Origin of the sequence: Bradyrhizobium sp. 26S5 (assembly GCF_036923295.1) — a bacterium.
GTDB lineage: Bacteria > Pseudomonadota > Alphaproteobacteria > Rhizobiales > Xanthobacteraceae > Bradyrhizobium > Bradyrhizobium septentrionale.
Map to the genome: position 1 here is coordinate 6,821,892 of NZ_CP145948.1, position 17,028 is coordinate 6,838,919.

General features: G+C 62.6%; 13 protein-coding genes, 1 tRNA gene and 1 pseudogene. 5 read left to right on the forward strand and 10 right to left on the reverse strand.

What is annotated here, in order from left to right; genetic code table 11:
* Position 1 precedes the first annotated feature (1 nt).
* Both V5279_RS47115 and V5279_RS32215 read right to left on the reverse strand, forming a co-directional pair.
* A pseudogene (locus V5279_RS47115) lies at positions 2-1,077 on the reverse strand (tripartite tricarboxylate transporter substrate binding protein).
* Between the two features lie 162 nt (positions 1,078-1,239).
* Entirely contained in the window at positions 1,240-2,559 is a 1,320-nt protein-coding gene (locus V5279_RS32215) for an MFS transporter (protein ID WP_338691157.1), read from the reverse strand.
* 150 nt (positions 2,560-2,709) lie between these two features.
* Here V5279_RS32215 and V5279_RS32220 point away from each other — a divergent pair, with 150 nt between their 5' ends.
* On the forward strand, positions 2,710-3,621 hold the full coding sequence (locus tag V5279_RS32220; protein WP_338691158.1) for a LysR family transcriptional regulator: 912 nt from the start codon (positions 2,710-2,712) through the stop codon (positions 3,619-3,621).
* 415 nt (positions 3,622-4,036) lie between these two features.
* Here V5279_RS32220 and V5279_RS32225 read toward each other — a convergent pair.
* From V5279_RS32225 to V5279_RS32250, 6 genes are all read right to left on the reverse strand, one after another.
* Positions 4,037-4,112 (reverse strand) — tRNA-Lys (locus V5279_RS32225).
* Between the two features lie 175 nt (positions 4,113-4,287).
* Entirely contained in the window at positions 4,288-4,881 is a 594-nt protein-coding gene (locus V5279_RS32230) for a Spy/CpxP family protein refolding chaperone (protein ID WP_338691159.1), read from the reverse strand.
* Positions 4,882-5,040: 159 nt separating this feature from the next.
* Positions 5,041-6,324 carry a TRAP transporter large permease gene (locus tag V5279_RS32235; RefSeq protein ID WP_166305192.1) on the reverse strand — a complete coding sequence of 428 codons (1,284 nt, stop codon included), beginning with the start codon at positions 6,322-6,324 and terminating at the stop codon, positions 5,041-5,043.
* Complete coding sequence (locus V5279_RS32240; RefSeq protein ID WP_338691160.1) at positions 6,324-6,896, reverse strand: TRAP transporter small permease; 573 nt, start codon at positions 6,894-6,896, stop codon at positions 6,324-6,326. The genes V5279_RS32235 and V5279_RS32240 overlap by 1 nt, the downstream gene beginning before the upstream one ends.
* A 341-nt stretch (positions 6,897-7,237) precedes the next feature.
* A complete protein-coding gene (locus tag V5279_RS32245) occupies positions 7,238-8,242 on the reverse strand; it encodes a TRAP transporter substrate-binding protein (RefSeq protein WP_338691161.1) in 1,005 nt (334 codons plus the stop codon).
* Positions 8,243-8,301: 59 nt separating this feature from the next.
* Positions 8,302-8,589 carry a hypothetical protein gene (locus V5279_RS32250; RefSeq protein WP_338691162.1) on the reverse strand — a complete coding sequence of 96 codons (288 nt, stop codon included), beginning with the start codon at positions 8,587-8,589 and terminating at the stop codon, positions 8,302-8,304.
* A 755-nt stretch (positions 8,590-9,344) separates the two neighbouring features.
* Here V5279_RS32250 and V5279_RS32255 point away from each other — a divergent pair.
* Positions 9,345-10,268: a catalase family peroxidase gene (locus tag V5279_RS32255; protein WP_338691163.1), complete on the forward strand. Its 924-nt coding sequence runs from the start codon at positions 9,345-9,347 to the stop codon at positions 10,266-10,268.
* A gap of 29 nt (positions 10,269-10,297) precedes the next feature.
* Here V5279_RS32255 and V5279_RS32260 read toward each other — a convergent pair whose 3' ends face one another.
* Both V5279_RS32260 and V5279_RS32265 read right to left on the reverse strand, forming a co-directional pair.
* Positions 10,298-11,230, reverse strand: coding sequence for an AraC family transcriptional regulator (locus tag V5279_RS32260; RefSeq protein WP_338691164.1), 933 nt, complete (start codon positions 11,228-11,230; stop codon positions 10,298-10,300).
* A gap of 114 nt (positions 11,231-11,344) precedes the next feature.
* Complete coding sequence (locus V5279_RS32265) at positions 11,345-12,274, reverse strand: AraC family transcriptional regulator (RefSeq protein ID WP_338701499.1); 930 nt, start codon at positions 12,272-12,274, stop codon at positions 11,345-11,347.
* 429 nt (positions 12,275-12,703) lie between these two features.
* On the opposite strand from V5279_RS32265, the gene V5279_RS32270 reads away from it, so the two are divergent.
* The 3 genes from V5279_RS32270 (at position 12,704) to V5279_RS32280 (ending at position 17,016) form a co-directional block, all read left to right on the forward strand.
* Positions 12,704-13,654 (forward strand): AraC family transcriptional regulator, encoded by a 951-nt coding sequence (locus tag V5279_RS32270; protein ID WP_338701501.1) that lies wholly within the window; start codon positions 12,704-12,706, stop codon positions 13,652-13,654.
* Between the two features lie 565 nt (positions 13,655-14,219).
* Positions 14,220-15,374 carry an HlyD family secretion protein gene (locus V5279_RS32275; RefSeq protein ID WP_338691165.1) on the forward strand — a complete coding sequence of 385 codons (1,155 nt, stop codon included), beginning with the start codon at positions 14,220-14,222 and terminating at the stop codon, positions 15,372-15,374.
* A 31-nt stretch (positions 15,375-15,405) separates the two neighbouring features.
* Entirely contained in the window at positions 15,406-17,016 is a 1,611-nt protein-coding gene (locus V5279_RS32280; protein WP_338691166.1) for an MDR family MFS transporter, read from the forward strand.
* Positions 17,017-17,028: the final 12 nt, after the last annotated feature.

A 17,028-nucleotide genomic window follows, 5' to 3' on the forward strand; every position in this document is an offset into this window, starting at 1 on the left:
GTTATTCGCGGGTGATGCCAGCGGTCTGGATGACGTTGCGCCATTTGATCGTTTCGCTGCGGATGTATTGAGCGAACTCGTCGGGCGTGGACTTGATGACCTCGATACCCTGGGCGCCGAACAGGTCCTGGACATCCGGCTGGCCGAGCACGGCATGGGTAGCGGCCTGGACCTTTGCCACCACGTGAGGCGGCGTGCCCACGGGCAGGAGGAAACCGAACCACACCGAGCTTTCGAAATCCTTGAAGCCGAGTTCCTGCAGCGTCGGCAGATCGGGTGCGAGCGCGGTTCGCTTCACGCCAGTCGCCGCAGCGCTTTCAATGTGCCGGCGCGAACATGCGGCAACACGCTCGAGACTGGCGAGAACATGATCTGCACCTGACCGCCCAGCAGGTCCGTCACGGCCGGGGTGCTGCCGCGGTACGGCACGTGCAGCATCTTGATGCCGGCCATGGAGGAGAAGAGTTCACCCGACAAATGGGGCGACGTGCCGTGGCCCGAGGAAGCGAACGTGATCTGACCCGGCTTCGCCTTCGCTGCACGAACCAGCTGGTCGACCGATGCAACGCCGAGCGAGGGGTTCACCACCAGCACGTTCGGCATGCTGCCGATCATGGTGACCGCGACAAAATCCTTGGCCGGGTCGGGGAAACCGGCGTTGGGGAATGCCGCATTGATGGAGTTCGCGACCGTTCCCACGAACAACGTGTAGCCGTCGGGGGCAGACGTCGCAACCGCCTTGGCCGCGATGTTGCTCGCGGCGCCGGGCCGGTTGTCGATGATGAAGGGCTGGCCCAGCCGACGGGCCAGCGCTTCCGCGACGGCACGAGCTGCAACATCGGTGGCACTTCCGGCTGGAAAGCCGACGACCACCTTGACCAGGCGCGAGGGGTAGCTGTCTTGCGCCCAGGCTGCGGGCGCGATGGCAGCAGCCGCTGCAAGCAGCATCGCCGCAAAGCACTGGCGCCGGTCCATGTCGTTTCCTCGTGTTGGCTGCTGCGTCCTTGTGCTCATTAGAGGCGTCCGCGAACCTTGATGCAAACGAGTAATTCCGATTGAATGATTGGGTAAACTCATCAACGAGCCCTTGCGATAGCGCTCGGCTGCGCTGATCGACGTGGTCAGCGCGCCGCGCGTCTCCGCGATATCGAAGACCTTGACACGAGCGTCGTGATGATGAGGCCCGCACGTGATGAAACATGCGACAGAGGTGGACAAGAAACCGATGGGTGCCCTCGGCTACTCGTTCTGCAGCCGCGGTTTCAGCAGAACGACCAAGAGCGCGGCGATCAGCAGAGAGCCACCCAATCCTGCCAGGCCAACCTCGAAGGACCCGGTGAGATCTTTCAGCGATCCCATCAACCAGGGACCAATGAAGCCGCCCGCAACGCCAATCATATTGATGAAGGCTATGCCGCCGGCAGCTGCGACGCCGGTCAGGAACTGCGACGGGATCGCCCAGAAGAAGCCGCGGGAGGCGTTCATCCCGACCAGCGCGATCGTGATTCCGGCCATGGAAACGAGGAAGGAACCCGGAATCAGTGCGCCCGCGAACCCGATGGAAGCCAGCACGGAGGTGATGATGACATTGCCCGCCGCGCTGCCGCGGCGACTGCCGACGGCGGACCAGATCACCATCGCGACAGTAGCGAACAGGAACGGAATCGCGCTGATGAGGCCGATTGTCAGGTTGGAGAAATGCTGCTGCTCATGCTTGATGATCAGGGGCAGCCAGATCTGCACACCGAACGAGCCGGTCGAAAGAGCCAGGAATACGCCAGCAAGCAAAAGCACCCTGGTATCCATGAGAGCCGGCAGCAGCTTGTGAAGAGAATGATGTGCCTGCTCGGATCGCTCGTTGTCCAAGCGCCTCAGGATCGCCAAACGTTCCACCCCGGTCAGCCACTTGGCTTTCTCCGGTCCGTCCGCCAGCACCTTCAGAAGAAGCAGGCCGACCAGGATGGTCGGCAAGGCCTCGATGATGAGCAGCCACTTCCAGCCTGCCAGTCCAGCGACGCCGTCCATTTCCAGGAGCAGGCCCGACAGCGGGCTGCCGATCAGCGATGAGGCAGGAATGGCGACCAAGAACCAGGTCAGGATCTTGGCGCGGCTGGCCTTGGGAAACCAGGCGGAGAGATAGAACGCCACCCCAGGGAAAAATCCTGCCTCTGCAATACCAAGCAGAAATCGAACAAGATAGAAGCTGTATGGCCCGGTGACGAAGATGGTCGCGGCGGACGCAATGCCCCACGTCACCATGATGCGAGAGAGCCAGATCCGCGCGCCGAAACGATACAGCAGCAAGTTGCTCGGAACATCAAACAGACAGTAGCCGAGGAAGAACAGGCCGGAGCCGAGGCCGAATTGTGAGGCGCTCAGTCCGACGTCCTCGTTCATCGTCAGTGCCGCCACACCGACGTTGGTGCGGTCGAGGAAATTCAAGGTGAATGAGACGACAAGTATCGGAAGCAGCCTCCAGGCTACCTTGGCGAAGGCTGCATCCTCCACTTGCACCGCGTGTTCCGGAATGCACTCAGCTTCCCTTGCCTGCGCAACCACGTCACTCTCCCCGACTGCTTCGTTCTGTTTATGCAACGGGAAAATTGAGAACCGGCGGCCTGATCTTCCCGAAGGCGTCGGCGTTGTGTGTGGCGCAGAGCGAACCTATAATGCAAACGAGTTTATTTGCTGGATCTATGAGCTTTTCCAATGAATGTGACCGTGCGCCAGCTGCGCGCCTTCGTCTTCGTGACTCAGCTGAAGAGCTTCACGAAAGCGGCGGAGCGCCTGCACCTGACGCAATCTGCTCTAAGTCTGCTCATCCGTCAGCTCGAGGACAATTTGCAGGTCCAGCTGATCGAGCGCTCCACCCGGAAGGTCGAGCTCACCGCTGCCGGACTGGAGCTGATGAGCGGCGCCGAACGGCTGCTGGACGATCTTGACACTGCGCTTGCCAACGTAGCGGAGCTAGGGGCAAAGCAACGCGGCAAGGTCGTGATTGCCGCTCCCTACATCCTCGCCACTACCTTCCTCGTCGAAGTGATCGCCGAGTTCAAGACGCGCTTTCCGACCATCTCGGTGCACCTGAAAGATTCCTTGCCTGAGCAGGTCCTGATGCAAGTCCGAAGCGGTGGAGCTGATCTCGGCATCGGCAGTTTCCGCGAGTGGGAGCCCGGACTGCAATGGAAGCCCCTGTTTCAGGAACCGCTGGTGGCGGTCTTTCCGCGCGACCATCCGATCGGCGAATTGGCGCAACTCAACTGGGGTGATCTCGCCGGCCTGCCGGTGATCTCGCTTAACCGCGACAGCATCTTCCGCGATTTAGCCGAAGATGGCTTTTCCCAAGCCGGGTTCTCCTTATCACCGGCATATGAGGTCGCCTATGCGGGGACGGCGCTCGCCCTGGTTCGGGTCGGCTTGGGCATAGCGATCCTGCCCCAATGCGTTGGCGTGCTGATTGATTCTTCCATTGCCGTCCGGCCTCTCGAGAACCCCCAAATCATGCGTTCTGTCGCGGTGATCACCCGAGACGGCCGATCCCTCTCCCCCGCCGCCGAGGCGTTCGTCGATATATTGCGCAAATCCGTGAAAGTGCCGGCCAGACTAGCTGCGATCGGATAGCCTCTCTTGCCTCCAGCGCCTGCTTTGGCGGGTGGCTCCTTGAGTGAGTGCTAAAGCAAAGACGGCCCCGTCACCCACAGCGCCCGAAGGTCAAATTCGCAAGTCGCTCCCTGGCGTGTGTCACGCCTCGTCTCAACCCTCGGGTGAAAGTATCCAGAGGCTGCGAGGACCCGCGCAGTGAGCGCTGCCGGTCTCATCGACCTTCATGCCGTCGGGCACTCCCTCCGCGGCATCATTACTCATTTGGCAACATTTCATCCGGGCGGCCAACGATTCCGCACCGTCGCAATCGCCAGCAACGCGACAAGCCACGCGCCCGGGCGAGGGAGGCGCTCGCCGGTTGAATCAGTAATCCGAACTAAAAAACCGTTTGAGAATTCAGCTTCTCAAACGGTTTCTCTCGCTAAGGCTTGATTGGTGGGCGCACCAGGGCTCGAACCTGGGACCCGCTGATTAAGAGTCAGCTGCTCTACCAACTGAGCTATGCGCCCGGAACTTGTCCGGAAATGACCCTCGCAAGAGAGCGGTCGTTTAGCAAAGCGATTCCCCGATGTCCAGCAAATGGGCGCAACTTTTCCCGACTTTTACCAGCCCTCCTCACAGCCGAAAGGCCGCCGGATTCCGGCGGCCTTTCAGTAGCTTGGTGAAGAGCCCGGTGAACGGCTCTCAGAGCCGGCCGGAGCGCCCCTGATCCGGACCGTCGTCACGGTCGAAATGGTGGTCGCGGCCGCCGCGTTCCCAGCGGTCCATGCCGCGCTCGAGGCGGTGGCGGCGCCAGCCCTCGGCGCCGAAGCCGCGCCCCTCCATGTGGGTAAGCATCGTCAGCCGCCGCTTCTGGTTGTCGTCGAGCGTCTTGTAGAGCGGGTCGGCGGCGTCGGCGATCTTCTTCAGCGACGTCGCGGTCGCCGCCATGTTGTCGGCGCGCTCGCGCAGACGGGCGACCGGATCGTCTGGCTTCTCGGCCTTGTTCCCGGGCTTGTCCGCGTCGGCCTTCTCCGCGGCCATCCGCGCATTGGCGCGATCGAGCCGCGCCTTGGCGAAGTCGCGCACCGCGGCTTCGACCGGCGGCCACAGCTTCTCCTGATCCGCCGTCAGCTTCAGCCCGGCGTGGACGGCGGCGATCCGCGCGTCGAGGAAGGCGGCCCGATCCTCGGGGCTCATCCGCATATGGCCGTGGAACCAGGGACGATGCTGGGCATAGACCACGGTCGAACCGGCAATCGTGAGCGCCGCGACGCCGGCGAGCAGAACTTTCTTCATACGAACCTCCTTTGAAGGTTGCTCGAAGATGATGCGCCCTGCCCACGCCTTCAACTTACGGATTGGACAGAGAGACCTCTCTTACCAAGATGTAATCCCCTTCTTTGCCCGCCAGAAACATCCAGAGCGCGAGGTCGCGCTTTGGATTTCTTGTTGTCGCTAGATCATTCCCAACAGCCGCGGCAGCCACAGCGAGATCTCCGGCACGTAGGTGATCAGGCCGAGGAATACCAGCATCGCGCACAGCCACGGCAGCACCGAGATCGTGATCTCGCTGATGCCCATCTTGGCGATACTGCTCGCGATGTAGAGGTTGAGCCCGACCGGCGGATGGCACAGCCCGACCTCGGTGTTGACGATCATCAGGATGCCCAGGTGCACCGGATGCACGCCGAGCTTGGTCGCCAGCGGAAACAGGATCGGCGCCATGATCAGGAGGATCGACGACGGATCCATCACATTGCCGGCGAGCAGCAGGATGACGTTGACGACCAGCAGGAACATCCAGACCGAGAAGTTCTTGTCGATGATCCAGGCCGCCATCTCCTGCGGGATCTGCTCATGCGTCATCAGGAACGAGAACAGCACCGCGTTGGTGATGATGTAGAGCAGCATCGAGCTCATGCTCGCCGCCTGCAGCAGCACCTTCGGCACCTCGGAGAGCTTCAGCTCCTTGTAGACGAACACGGTGATGAAGAAGGCATAGGTCGCGGCGACAGCAGCCGCCTCGGTCGGCGTGAAGACGCCGCCATAGATGCCGCCGAGCACGATCGCGATCAGCGAGAGGCCCCAGATGCTCTCACGGAACGCCGTGAACTGCTGGCCGATCGTCGCCTTCGGCATCTTCGGATAGCCGTTGCGCTGCGCGACGAAGAACGTCACCGCGGCCAGCATCAATGCGAGCACCACGCCCGGCACGATGCCGGCCATGAACAGCGCACCGATCGAGGTGTTGGTCGACACGCCGTACAGCACCAGGATGATCGAGGGCGGCACCAGGATGCCGAGCGCTCCCGAGGTCGAGATCACGCCGACGCCGAACCGCTTCGGATAGCCGTGATCGACCATCGCCGGCATCATGATCGAGCCGATCGCGACCACGGTGGCGACGCTCGAGCCCGAGATCGCCGCGAACATCGCGCATGCCGCGACGCCGGCAAGCCCGAGGCCTCCCGGCAGATGGCCGACCAGCGAGGTCGTGAACGCGATCATGCGCCGCGCGACGCCGCCGCGGGTCAGGAAGGTGCCGGCCAGGATGAAGAACGGGATCGCCATGATGCCGAAATTGTCGAGGCCAGAAAACAGCTTCAGGCCGACGCTCTCGATCGGCACCTCGGTCATCGTGAACAGGAAGGTCAGCACGGTCAGGCCGAGCGAAATCGAGATCGGCATGCCCGTCAGCATCAGGGCAAACAACAGTCCGAAAATAAGGGCGGCGCTCATCACGCTTCTCCAAGCGCGATCGGCGCATTCTTGCTGGTCTCGACGCCGTCGACATGGGAGGCGTCATGGTGCGGCAGCTCGTTGGTCCACCAATAGTTCCAGCACACCTGCAGGAAGCGGAAGCACATCAGATAGGAGCCGAGCGGGATGCAGGCGTAGACGATCCAGCTCGGGATCTCGAGATCGGGCGAGACCTGGTCGGTATGCATCAGTTCGAACACGAACTTGGCGCCCATGGTGCCGACGATCCCGGTGAACAGCGCGCCGCCGAGCAGGCCGAACATGATGGTGCGCTTGCGCCAGAAATCATTGAGGCGGTTGATCAGGACGTCGACGCCGACATGGACGCCGGCGCGCACGCCATAGGCCGCGCCGAACTTCGCCATCCAGATGAACATGTAGATGCAGAGTTCCTGCGACCAGGCGAGATTGATGCCGAACAGGTACGGATAGAGCACCGGCACGTCGACCAGAAAGCGGTGCACGACCGTGACGAAGGTCAAGAGCGTCGCGGCGCCCATCAGGCTCGCGATGATGATTTCCTCGAGCCGGTCCAGAATTTTCAGCAGCATTGATCTCCCCTGTCATGGCCTGATGCGGCGACCGGCCACGGCACCCAGGCCGCGGCCTCGCACGGCCGCGGCGTTTATTCGATTACCTGACGGTTCTCGGTCGAGAGACCGATCCGCAAACTCCCTTCACCTCTCCCGCTTGCGGGGGAGCGTAGGCCGCCTTCGGCGGCCGTCTTTGAAGAACGCCGAAGCAAAGCTTCGGCTACGTCGCATCGAAGATGCGATACGGGTCGGGGCTCTCTCCACCAGAATGACTCGCGGCGATACCCCCACCCCAGCCCTCCCCCCGCAAGCGGGAGAGGGAGCGCACCGCCTTCTTGGCGGCTATTAGGCGATCCGCCTCAGTTCATCGGGCCGCGGCCCGTTTCCTTGAGGAATTCGTCGATCAGCGGCTGGCCGACGCGCGACGCCACATCCTTGTAGACCGGCATCATGGCCTTGCGCATCGCCTCGTCCTGCTCCGGCGTCAGCGCGATGATCTCGGTCTTGCCGGCCTTCTTGATCTCGGCGAGCGCGTCCTCGTTCTCCTTGGCCGACTGGCCGTTGCCGAACTCGGTCGCTTCCTTCATCGCCTTGGAGAGCTGGTCGCGGACATCGGCCGGCAGGCCGTCCCAGAACTTCTTGTTCACGACCACAATGTAGCCGATATAGCCGTGATTGGTGACGGTGGCGTACTTCTGCACCTCATGCATTTTCTGGGTGTAGATGTTCGACCAGGTGTTCTCCTGGCCGTCGACCACGCCGGTCTGCAGCGCCTGGTAGACGTCCGAGAACGCCATCACCTGCGGGATCGCGCCGAGCGAGCGGAACTGGGCTTCCAGCACCTTCGACGACTGGATGCGGAACTTGAGCCCCTTGTAGTCGGCGGGCGCGACCAGCTTCTTGTTCGCGCTCATCTGCTTGAAGCCGTTGTCCCAATAAGCCAGACCGGTCATGCCCTTGGAATCCAGCTTCTTCAGCAGCTGGGCGCCGAGCGGGCCGTCGGTCACCTTGCGCAGCGATTTCAGGTCGGGGAGGATGTAGGGCAGATCGAAGACTTCGAATTCCTTGATGCCGATCGGGCCGAACTTCGAGTTCGACGGCGCCAGCATCTGCACGGCGCCGAGTTGCAGCGCCTCGAGCTCTTCCTTGTCCTTGTAAAGCGTCGAGTTCGGATAGACCTCGACCTTCACCTTGCCGCCGGTGTACTTCTCGGCAAGTTCCTTGAACTTGTCGGCCGCCTTGCCCTTCGGCGTATCCGAGGCCACCACGTGGCTGAACTTGATGACAACAGGCGACTGCGCCGACGCCGGCCCGACAAAGGTCAAGGCCGCGATCGAAGCCGCAGCCAATATGAGTTTACGCATGTTTCCTCCCGCGTAATTGCGGAGCACGTTTACCGGCCCCGAGACATCCGGTCGCACCATTACAGAGAAGCCGCGGCGATTGCCATTGCCCCTTTAGCAGGGGCTAAATGCGCCGTTGCTGCACTGCAAAATCCGATGCGGCGGTATCCCCTTCGGCTCTTGCGACCGTTCAATGACACCGCCCGCACGCTGTGCCCGGCGATCGCGATACGGTCAATGCGAGGTTTGGCAATGGCGAGTTCGCCGGGCGCGAATGCTGCGCTGTCGTCCCTGCGAAAGCGGGGAGCAAGAAAGGCCGTTGCGCGACCCAGAATTCCACCACTGTTTTTGCGAGCAACGAAGACCATGTATTCGGTGTCATCACCCGCGCATGCGGGTGATCCAGTATTCCAGAGGCATCCGTGCTTGAATCGAGAGGCCGCGGCGTACTGGATCGCCCGGTCAAGCCGGGCGATGACAGATGAGGGTGGGACACAGCTCCGCATTCTCGCGACATGATTTGTCCGAGCTTTGCATCTCGTCTCGCCCTCTCCTCGATCAGAGGGCGCAGGGAAAGCCGGGTGCCGATCGCACCCATGGGCCCCGAGCAACGGGTAGAAAGCTCGGGGGTAGGACCACAGGCGTAACCGGAGCAGTCCGGCTTTCCCTGCGCGATGGTTTTACGGCTTACTTCGTGCTCTCCCCGGCGAGACTTGGCTTTTTTGTCACCGCCTTCGCAAGACGCGATTACGTCTTACAAGGGGACACCGGCCACTGGGGCGTCAGGACCACACGACTTCACCGTCCGCCTCATGCACACTCGTCAGTCGCGCAATCGGCGTCCACCGCATCTCACCGCAACACCCGTGACGATGCGCAGCGCCCCTCGATCGGGTGAGACGGCGGATTTATAGCACTGAGTCTATTTTCGGATAAAGCGAAATATTTTCAGCGGGCGGGCTTGACAGGTTGAGTTGCCCGTCGTGTCGAACCGGCAACACACCTCGGAGCAAGATTCAGGCATTCGCAGCAATCGCTCTGCAATCAGGTCAATTGCTCGGGGGCAGCGGCACGCATGGCACGGTAGATATTCACGATTACCGAGCTTCGAACAAAGGTCGCTATGTCCGAATCCCCGAGGGGCGCTATTACGCCCGCCTCGATTGTTGACGCACTGAAAGCTGTGGCCGGCGATCCGCCAAAGGCACGCGCGAGCTTTGCCAAAGGCCAATGCGTCCACGGCACCTACATACCGTCCCATCAGGCGGAGGAAATCACGAAATCGCTGAGCTTCACGAGACCATCCCGCGTGCTGGCGCGCTTCTCCGTGGGCGGCGGCAATCCCGATGTGGCGGATACCGAAAGTCTCGTTCCGCGCGGCTTCAGCTTCAGGCTCGGCGACATCGGCCATCGCACGGATATCGTCGCGCAAAACTCTCCCGTTCATTATGCACGGACGCTCGCGCAGATGCTGGCGTTCCTGGAGGCGCGCATCCCGGGCCCCGATGGAAAGCCGGATATGGAGAAGGTCAGAGCATTCTCTGCCGCCAATCCGGAAACGCTGCATCAAGTGAACTACATCGCCACGCGGCCGCCTGGGAGTTTTGCCGGCACGACCTATTGGGGTGTGCACGCCTTTCCCGCCACCAATACGATGGACGAGACACGGTTCATCAAATTCAAGATCGCGCCGGTCGGCGGGGACGTGACGCTGACGGGACCGGAAGCCAAGGCGAGGTCTGCCGACTTCCTGCACGACGAGCTCGAACAGCGGGTTGCTACGGGCAACATTCGCTTCAGCGTGCTCGCATTGCTCGACCGCCCCGGCGACCCCACCATGGACCTGACTGTCCGATGGCCCGATGAGGATCATCGCGAAGCCGTGCGACTGGGGACGATCGTGATCACCGGCATCGAGCCAAACGAAACCTGCGATGGCTCCATCTTCGATCCGGCAAATCTCGCCGAGGGTATCGGTCACCCGCATGACGAGATCTTTGCAGCGCGCGCCACAGCCTACGCCATCTCACTGAAGATGCGTCGCTGATCAGACGGGCCGCTGCACATTGTCCGGAATTACGCATCCCCTCCGGCCACGCCGAGCTTTTCGCGACGCCACACGCCCGGGCTGATCCCGACCACGGCCGTAAACACCCGCGTAAAGTGGCTTTGGTTGGCAAAGCCGGCCGATATCGCAATCTCGGCCAGGGGCAGCTCGCGCACCGTCATCAGTTGTTGGGCCACCTCGACACGCTGGCGGAGCAGCCACCGGTGCGGCGGCAGGCCGGTGGAGATTCGAAATGCGCGCGAAAAATGGCTGACCGAGAGGTCAAACTCGGCCGCGATTTGTTGCAATGGAAGCTTTCCACCGAGGTCGGAATCCAGTCTTTCGCAGGCGCGTTTCGTCTGCCACGGCGCGAGGCCACCGCGAGCCGGCTCGGCTCTGCGCTGCATTCCGCCATAGGTCTGCGCGACATGAACTGTAAATGCGAACAGCGAGTAGTCGATGAAGAGCCGATTGGTCTCAGTCGGCCGACGCAGCGCTGGCAGGAGCGCCCCACCGATATGACGGATGATCGGGTCGTCATGGCCGACGCCGAACTGACAGGGAAGATCGCCAACGCGCGGTGCGCGGGACTGCTCCGTGATGCCGTCGAGCGCCGAGCGCGGAAGATAGAAATGGAGGGAATGGAACGGCTTGTCGATGACGAATCGCGGATCGATCTTCATGTCGTACAAATATGTTGCGCCCGCTCGGATATCGGCCTTGGTGACGCACTTGCTGCGTGCCCAGAGCTCGCAGCTCGGGTAATCGTTAAGCTTCAGGCTGACAACATAGGAATCCTCAAGGACCATCCCGCCGGAAAGGCTCCGCACCGGGGCATCATCCCGGGTTTCAGTGACGGCGATCTCGGTATTGCGCAGTGAACGCGTGATCAACGAGGGTGGTTCATGCTCGAGATGCAAGAACCGCCTGACGTTCTGACCGTAGAAACCCCTCTGCGTCATGTGGGCCGTCCCATCGTCAGGAGTTGGGCCAGGCTGCTCTCACTCGCATTGTCGCCTGCGCCATCTCATTGAAGACTCGCCGCTGATCGGACGAGCCGCCGCGCTGCCCGGAAATCACGCATCCCCTCCGGACACGCCGAGCTTTTCGCGGCGCCACACGCCCGGGCTGATCCCGACCGCGGCCGTAAACACCCGCGTAAAGTGGCTTTGGTTGGCAAAGCCGGCCGATATCGCGATCTCGGCCAGCGGCAACTCGCGCACCGTCATCAGCTGCTTTGCGGCCTTCACCCGCTGACGAAGCAGCCACTGATGCGGCGGCAGGCCGGTGGAGCTGCGAAAGGCCCGTGAAAAATGCCCGACCGAGAGGCCGAATTCAGCCGCGATTTGTTGCAGCGAAAGCTCTCCGCCCAGATCGGAGTCGAGCCTTTCACAGGCGCGTTTCAGCTGCCAGGGCGCGAGACCGCCGCGGACCGAATTGGTGACGCGCTGCAGTCCGCCATAGGCCTGTGCGATGTGCGCGCCGAACGCAAGCATCATGTGATCGATGAAAAGCTGGTTCGGCTCGTCCGGCCGGCGCAGCCCCTGCAGCAGCGCAGCGCCGATATGACGCATCACCTGGTCGTCATGGCCGGTGCCGAATTGACAGGCGAGGTCCTCGACGCGCGGCGCGCCGGCCTCTTCAGCGATACGATCGAGCGCCGAACGCGGCAGATAAAACTGGATGGAACGGAACGGCTTGTCGATGACATAGCGCGGATCCTGCCTGAGATCGTACAGCCACGTCGTGCCCGCCCTGACATCCGCCTTGGTGACACACTTGCCGTGCTTCCAGAGTTCGCAGTCCGGATAGTCATGGAGTTTCAAGCTGACGATATAGGCCTCGTCTGCCATCGACCCGGACAGACCCGGCACGGGATTATCATTCTGCGTTTCGGCGGCAGCGAGATCGATGCCGCGCATTGAGCGCGTGATCACCGCGCTCGGCGCATCCTTCAAATGCAGGTAACGCCCTACCCTCTGCCCGAAGGTGCCTGCCTGGGTCATGTGGGTCGATCTCATCGTGAGGAGCTGGGCCAGGCGGCTCTGGTTCGCCTGCGCGGTCGCCTGCATTATCCGGGATCGACGCGCTGTGGTCTAGGTCTGTGGCGTATCGCGCGGCCATTGTGACCGTCTCGTGACAGGGACGATTTCCGTAGTGATTTCAACGCACGGCATGCGATCGCGCTGATGACATCGATCAACGATGCTGACCTAACGCCCGCGGGCCCACCCGTCACACGACGCTTGCAGCAGGATCAGGCAAGGCGCGGCCGTTTTGGGAAAGAACCCGTAGTTCTCCGGGCCTAAAACGCGCAGCCAAAGCTCGCAGCATTGACCGGCAACAATACCGAACACCCGAAGCAACGACGTCACGCCAGCCCGGGACGTCGGGCCGGCGGCGCGCGCATGGCCTCGCAATACGAGTACAAGCCGATGAGCAAACCGATCCAGCACGATGCGCCAGAGCATTCGCAGGCAGCACCCGAGGCGCGTCAAACCGACGTGCCGAGCAACGAGCACCGTACCGCGGATGCCGAGATGGCGCGCGTGCTCGGGACCACGCCGTTTCACATGGCTCTGGACTCCTCGGGTGCCGGGATCGCGCACTGGAAACATGATCCATTGCACGACGTCGTCGAGCCGATGACCCATCACGTCATCATGGCCTACAACGGCACGGTACAGCACGTGGAGCGGCGGTCGGGACAATCGGTTGCGACAGGAAAGTTCCGGCCCGGCGTCGTGATCATCATTCCGGAAGGATCGAGCTCGCGATGGGATATTCCAAAACCTGTTGACGTGGTTCAGCTCTATCTTCCGCACGCCATGCTCACACGCGTTGCTGACGAAGCCGACGCGGCCGCGCCGAAGGACATCCTGGAGCGCACGGGGCATCCCGATGCCATCACGTCTCGATTGCTACTCAGCGCATCGGAGATCGTGGAGAGCAACGACGCGCTGGATACGTTGTTCAGGCAGCAACTGACCGAACTGCTGGCCACGCGTCTCCTGCTAGCGCACGCCAGTTCGCCGACCACGATCCAGCCAATCAGGGGAGGACTGGCGCCGAAGGCGCTGCTTCGCGCGATCGAGCGCCTGCGTTCGGACAGCGACGCTGACGTGTCCCTGGCCGCGCTCGCTTCGGAGGCCGGCCTGTCGCGCTTCCACTTCTGTCGCGCCTTCAGGGAGAGCACCGGGCTGTCACCCCATGCCTGGCTGCGCCAGCACCGGCTCGAGCAAGCGATGAACATGTTGCAAAACACCGATGAGCCAATCGTCTCGGTGGCGGCGGAGCTCGGCTATGCCTCGCAGACCGCCTTTGCCGCCGCGTTCAAGAAACTGACCGGCGAAGCGCCGCGCGATTGGCGGCGACGCGCGCGTTAGCCGCAATTGATCTGCAAGTACGGCAATCGCTCTGGAGCAGCCGCAATGTCGATCCGATAGATCATCACGGTACCCAAGACCCGCAACGGATGGAGACTAGCGATGAACTGGAAGACATGCGTCGCCGCCCTTCCTGCAATCGTTCCGCCACGGCGAGCCCTTGCGACCGCCCTCGTCTACGGTCTCTCACTGGGCGTCCGTTTCACCTCAGCCACGGGCGAACAGGTGGAAGTTCACTCGCTGACCACGGCGTCCATCATGACAACAGACGATACGCCATCATCCGACAATGGCTGGCCGCTGAGACTGGCGCAGCCGATCGCTCTGCGGCTCACCCAGCCACCGGCTGCCGGGCGCTGTCACGCGGGGTGTGGACGCGCCATGCCCATGGCATTGGCGCCGACATGCGGCGCGCCGTAAGCGCCGGATAGATTCCTCTCACAGCTTCGCACCGTTGGCGATCGCGCGGGTCTCTCCGAGACGCGACGATGACGCGTGCATCCGGCCGCACGGCCTGCGCCACTCACCCGTTTGAACTCTTGCGCCACAACTTTCGGAGGACAGCATGTCGACCCTTCCCTACGCCGCCGAGCAGAAAGCCGGCATCCACCCGTCTCCGTCGCGCCATGCCATCCGGCGCGCAGCATTCGCACTCGCCGCAGCGCTCGGCGTCGCCGGCACTGCCGATTTCGGCTACTACTACATCACCACCGGCCGCTACCTGGAAACGACCGACGATGCCTATGTCAAGGCCGACTCCACGATCATCGCACCCAAGGTTTCGGGCTACATCGCCGAGGTGCTCGTATCCGACAACGAGCCGGTCAAGGCCGGCCAAACGCTGGCGCGGATCGACGATCGCGACTTCAGGGCCGCGCTGCAACAGGCCCAGGCGGATGTCGCCGCCTCCGACGCCGTCGTCAAGAACCTCAACGTGCAGATCGAATTGCAGGAGCCGCTGATTCAGCAACAGGCGGCCGAAGTCGATGCGATCGATGCCAGCCTGAAATTCGCGCAGCAGGAACGCGCCCGCTACGACGAGCTGATGAAGACCGGTGCCGGCACGATCCAGCGCGCCCAGCAGACCGACGCGGCGTTGCGCGCACAGACTGCGCAGCTGCAGCAAGGCAAGGCCGGATTGATCGCGGCCAACAAGAAGATCGAGGTCCTCGCGACCCAGCGCGCGCAAGCCGTCGCGCAACTCGGCCACGCCCGGGCCGTCGAACAGCAGGCTGCCCTGAACCTCTCCTATACCGAGATCACGGCACCGGTCGGCGGTACGGTGGGCGCACGAACGCTCCGCGTCGGCCAGTATGTGCAGGCCGGAACCCAGCTGATGGCGGTCGTGCCGCTCGACGCGGTCTATGTGGTCGCGAATTTCAAGGAGACCCAGCTCACCCATGTGCGCAATGGCCAGCCGGTCGAGCTGCGGGTCGACAGCTTCCATTCGACCAGGCTGAAAGATCATGTCGACAGCCTGTCGCCGGCGAGCGGCCTGGAATTCGCGCTGCTGCCGCCCGAAAATGCCACCGGCAACTTCACCAAGATCGTGCAGCGCGTGCCGGTCAAGATCGTCCTCGACGATGCGAGTCTGAACGGCCGCCTGCGGCCGGGCATGTCGGCTGAGCCGACCGTCGATACGAAATCGGCTGCTGTCGCCGAGCGTCTCTCCGACAAGAAACGGCTCGCAACGCGCGACGCCGGCTCGACAGCCGACTGACGCATCATCCCTCGCACGCGGTGAGACCACCATGACCACACTGCAAGCCACCAGCGATGCCGTTCCCGCCAGCGCGAGTCCGCTGCCGGCCGCACCTCCCGCTATCTCCGCAAAGACCTGGCTCGCGGTGACGGGCGCGACGCTGGGCGCCTTCATGGCGGTGCTCAATATCCAGATCGTCAATGCCTCGCTTGCCGACATTCAGGGCGGAATCGGTGCAGGCATCGACGACGGCGGCTGGATCTCGACGTCCTATCTGATCGCCGAGATTGTCGTGATTCCACTCTCCGGCTGGCTCGCCCAGGTGTTCTCGGTCCGCATCTATCTGCTGACCAATGCATTCCTGTTCCTGGTGTTCTCCGCGGCGTGCGCGCTGGCACATGACCTGCCGCAGATGATCGTGCTGCGCGCCGTGCAGGGCTTCACCGGCGGCGTGCTGATCCCGATGGCGTTCACGCTCATCATCACGCTGTTGCCGAAGGCGAAGCAGCCGATCGGGCTCGCGATGTTTGCGATCTCGGCAACCTTCGCGCCTGCGATCGGTCCGACCATCGGGGGTTATCTCACCGAGAATTTCGGCTGGCAGTACATCTTCTACGTCAACGTCGTCCCCGGCGCGGTCATGATCGCCATGCTGTACGTCTCGCTGGAGGCTGCGCCGATGAAGCTGTCGCTGCTGCGCGAGGGCGACTGGGCCGGCATCATCACCATGGCGATCGGGCTCGCCGCGCTGCAGACCGTGCTGGAAGAGGGAAACAAGGACGACTGGTTCGGTTCGCCCTTCATCGTACGGCTGGCCGTCATTGCTGCGGTCGCGCTGGCGCTGTTCCTCGCGATCGAGCTGACTGCGAAGCGGCCGTTGCTCAACCTGCGCATTCTGCTCCGCCGCAATTTCGGGTTCGGCGTTCTCGCGAACTTCCTGCTTGGCGTCTCACTGTATGGCTCGGTCTATGTCCTGCCGGTCTACCTGTCCCGTATCCAGGGTTACAATTCGGAGCAGATCGGCATGGTGCTGGCCTGGACCGGCCTGCCGCAGCTCCTGCTGATCCCGCTGGTGCCTCGCTTGATGAAGCGCTTCGACCCGCGTCTGGTGATCGGCATCGGCTTCGTGTTGTTCGGGGGTTCGAACTTCATGAACATCCATATCACGAACGACTATGCGGCGGACCAGCTGCTTTGGCCGAATGTCATCCGCGCCTTTGGTCAGGCACTGGTGTTCGCGCCGCTTTCCGCGGTTGCGACCGCGGGCATCGAGCAGGAGAACGCCGGCTCGGCCTCCGCCCTGTTCAACATGATGCGAAACCTCGGCGGCGCAATCGGTATCGCGGCGCTGCAGACGTTGCTGACGAAGCGCGAGCAATACCACTCCAACGTGCTTTCGCAGCACGTCACCATGCTCGAGCAGGCGACCCGCACCCGGCTCGATCAGCTGACGCAGTATTTCATCAGCCATGGTGTGGTCGACCGGGTGGACGCCGTCCACCACGCCTATGTCGCGATCGGCAAGGTGATCCAGAAGCAAGCCTTTATTCTCGGCTTCAGCGATACTTTCTATCTGCTTGGCGTCTCGCAGATCGTCGCGCTGATCGCGGCGCTCATGCTCACGAAGCCCGATCGTCTCGACGCCAGCGGCGCCCACTGATCGTCATCCGCA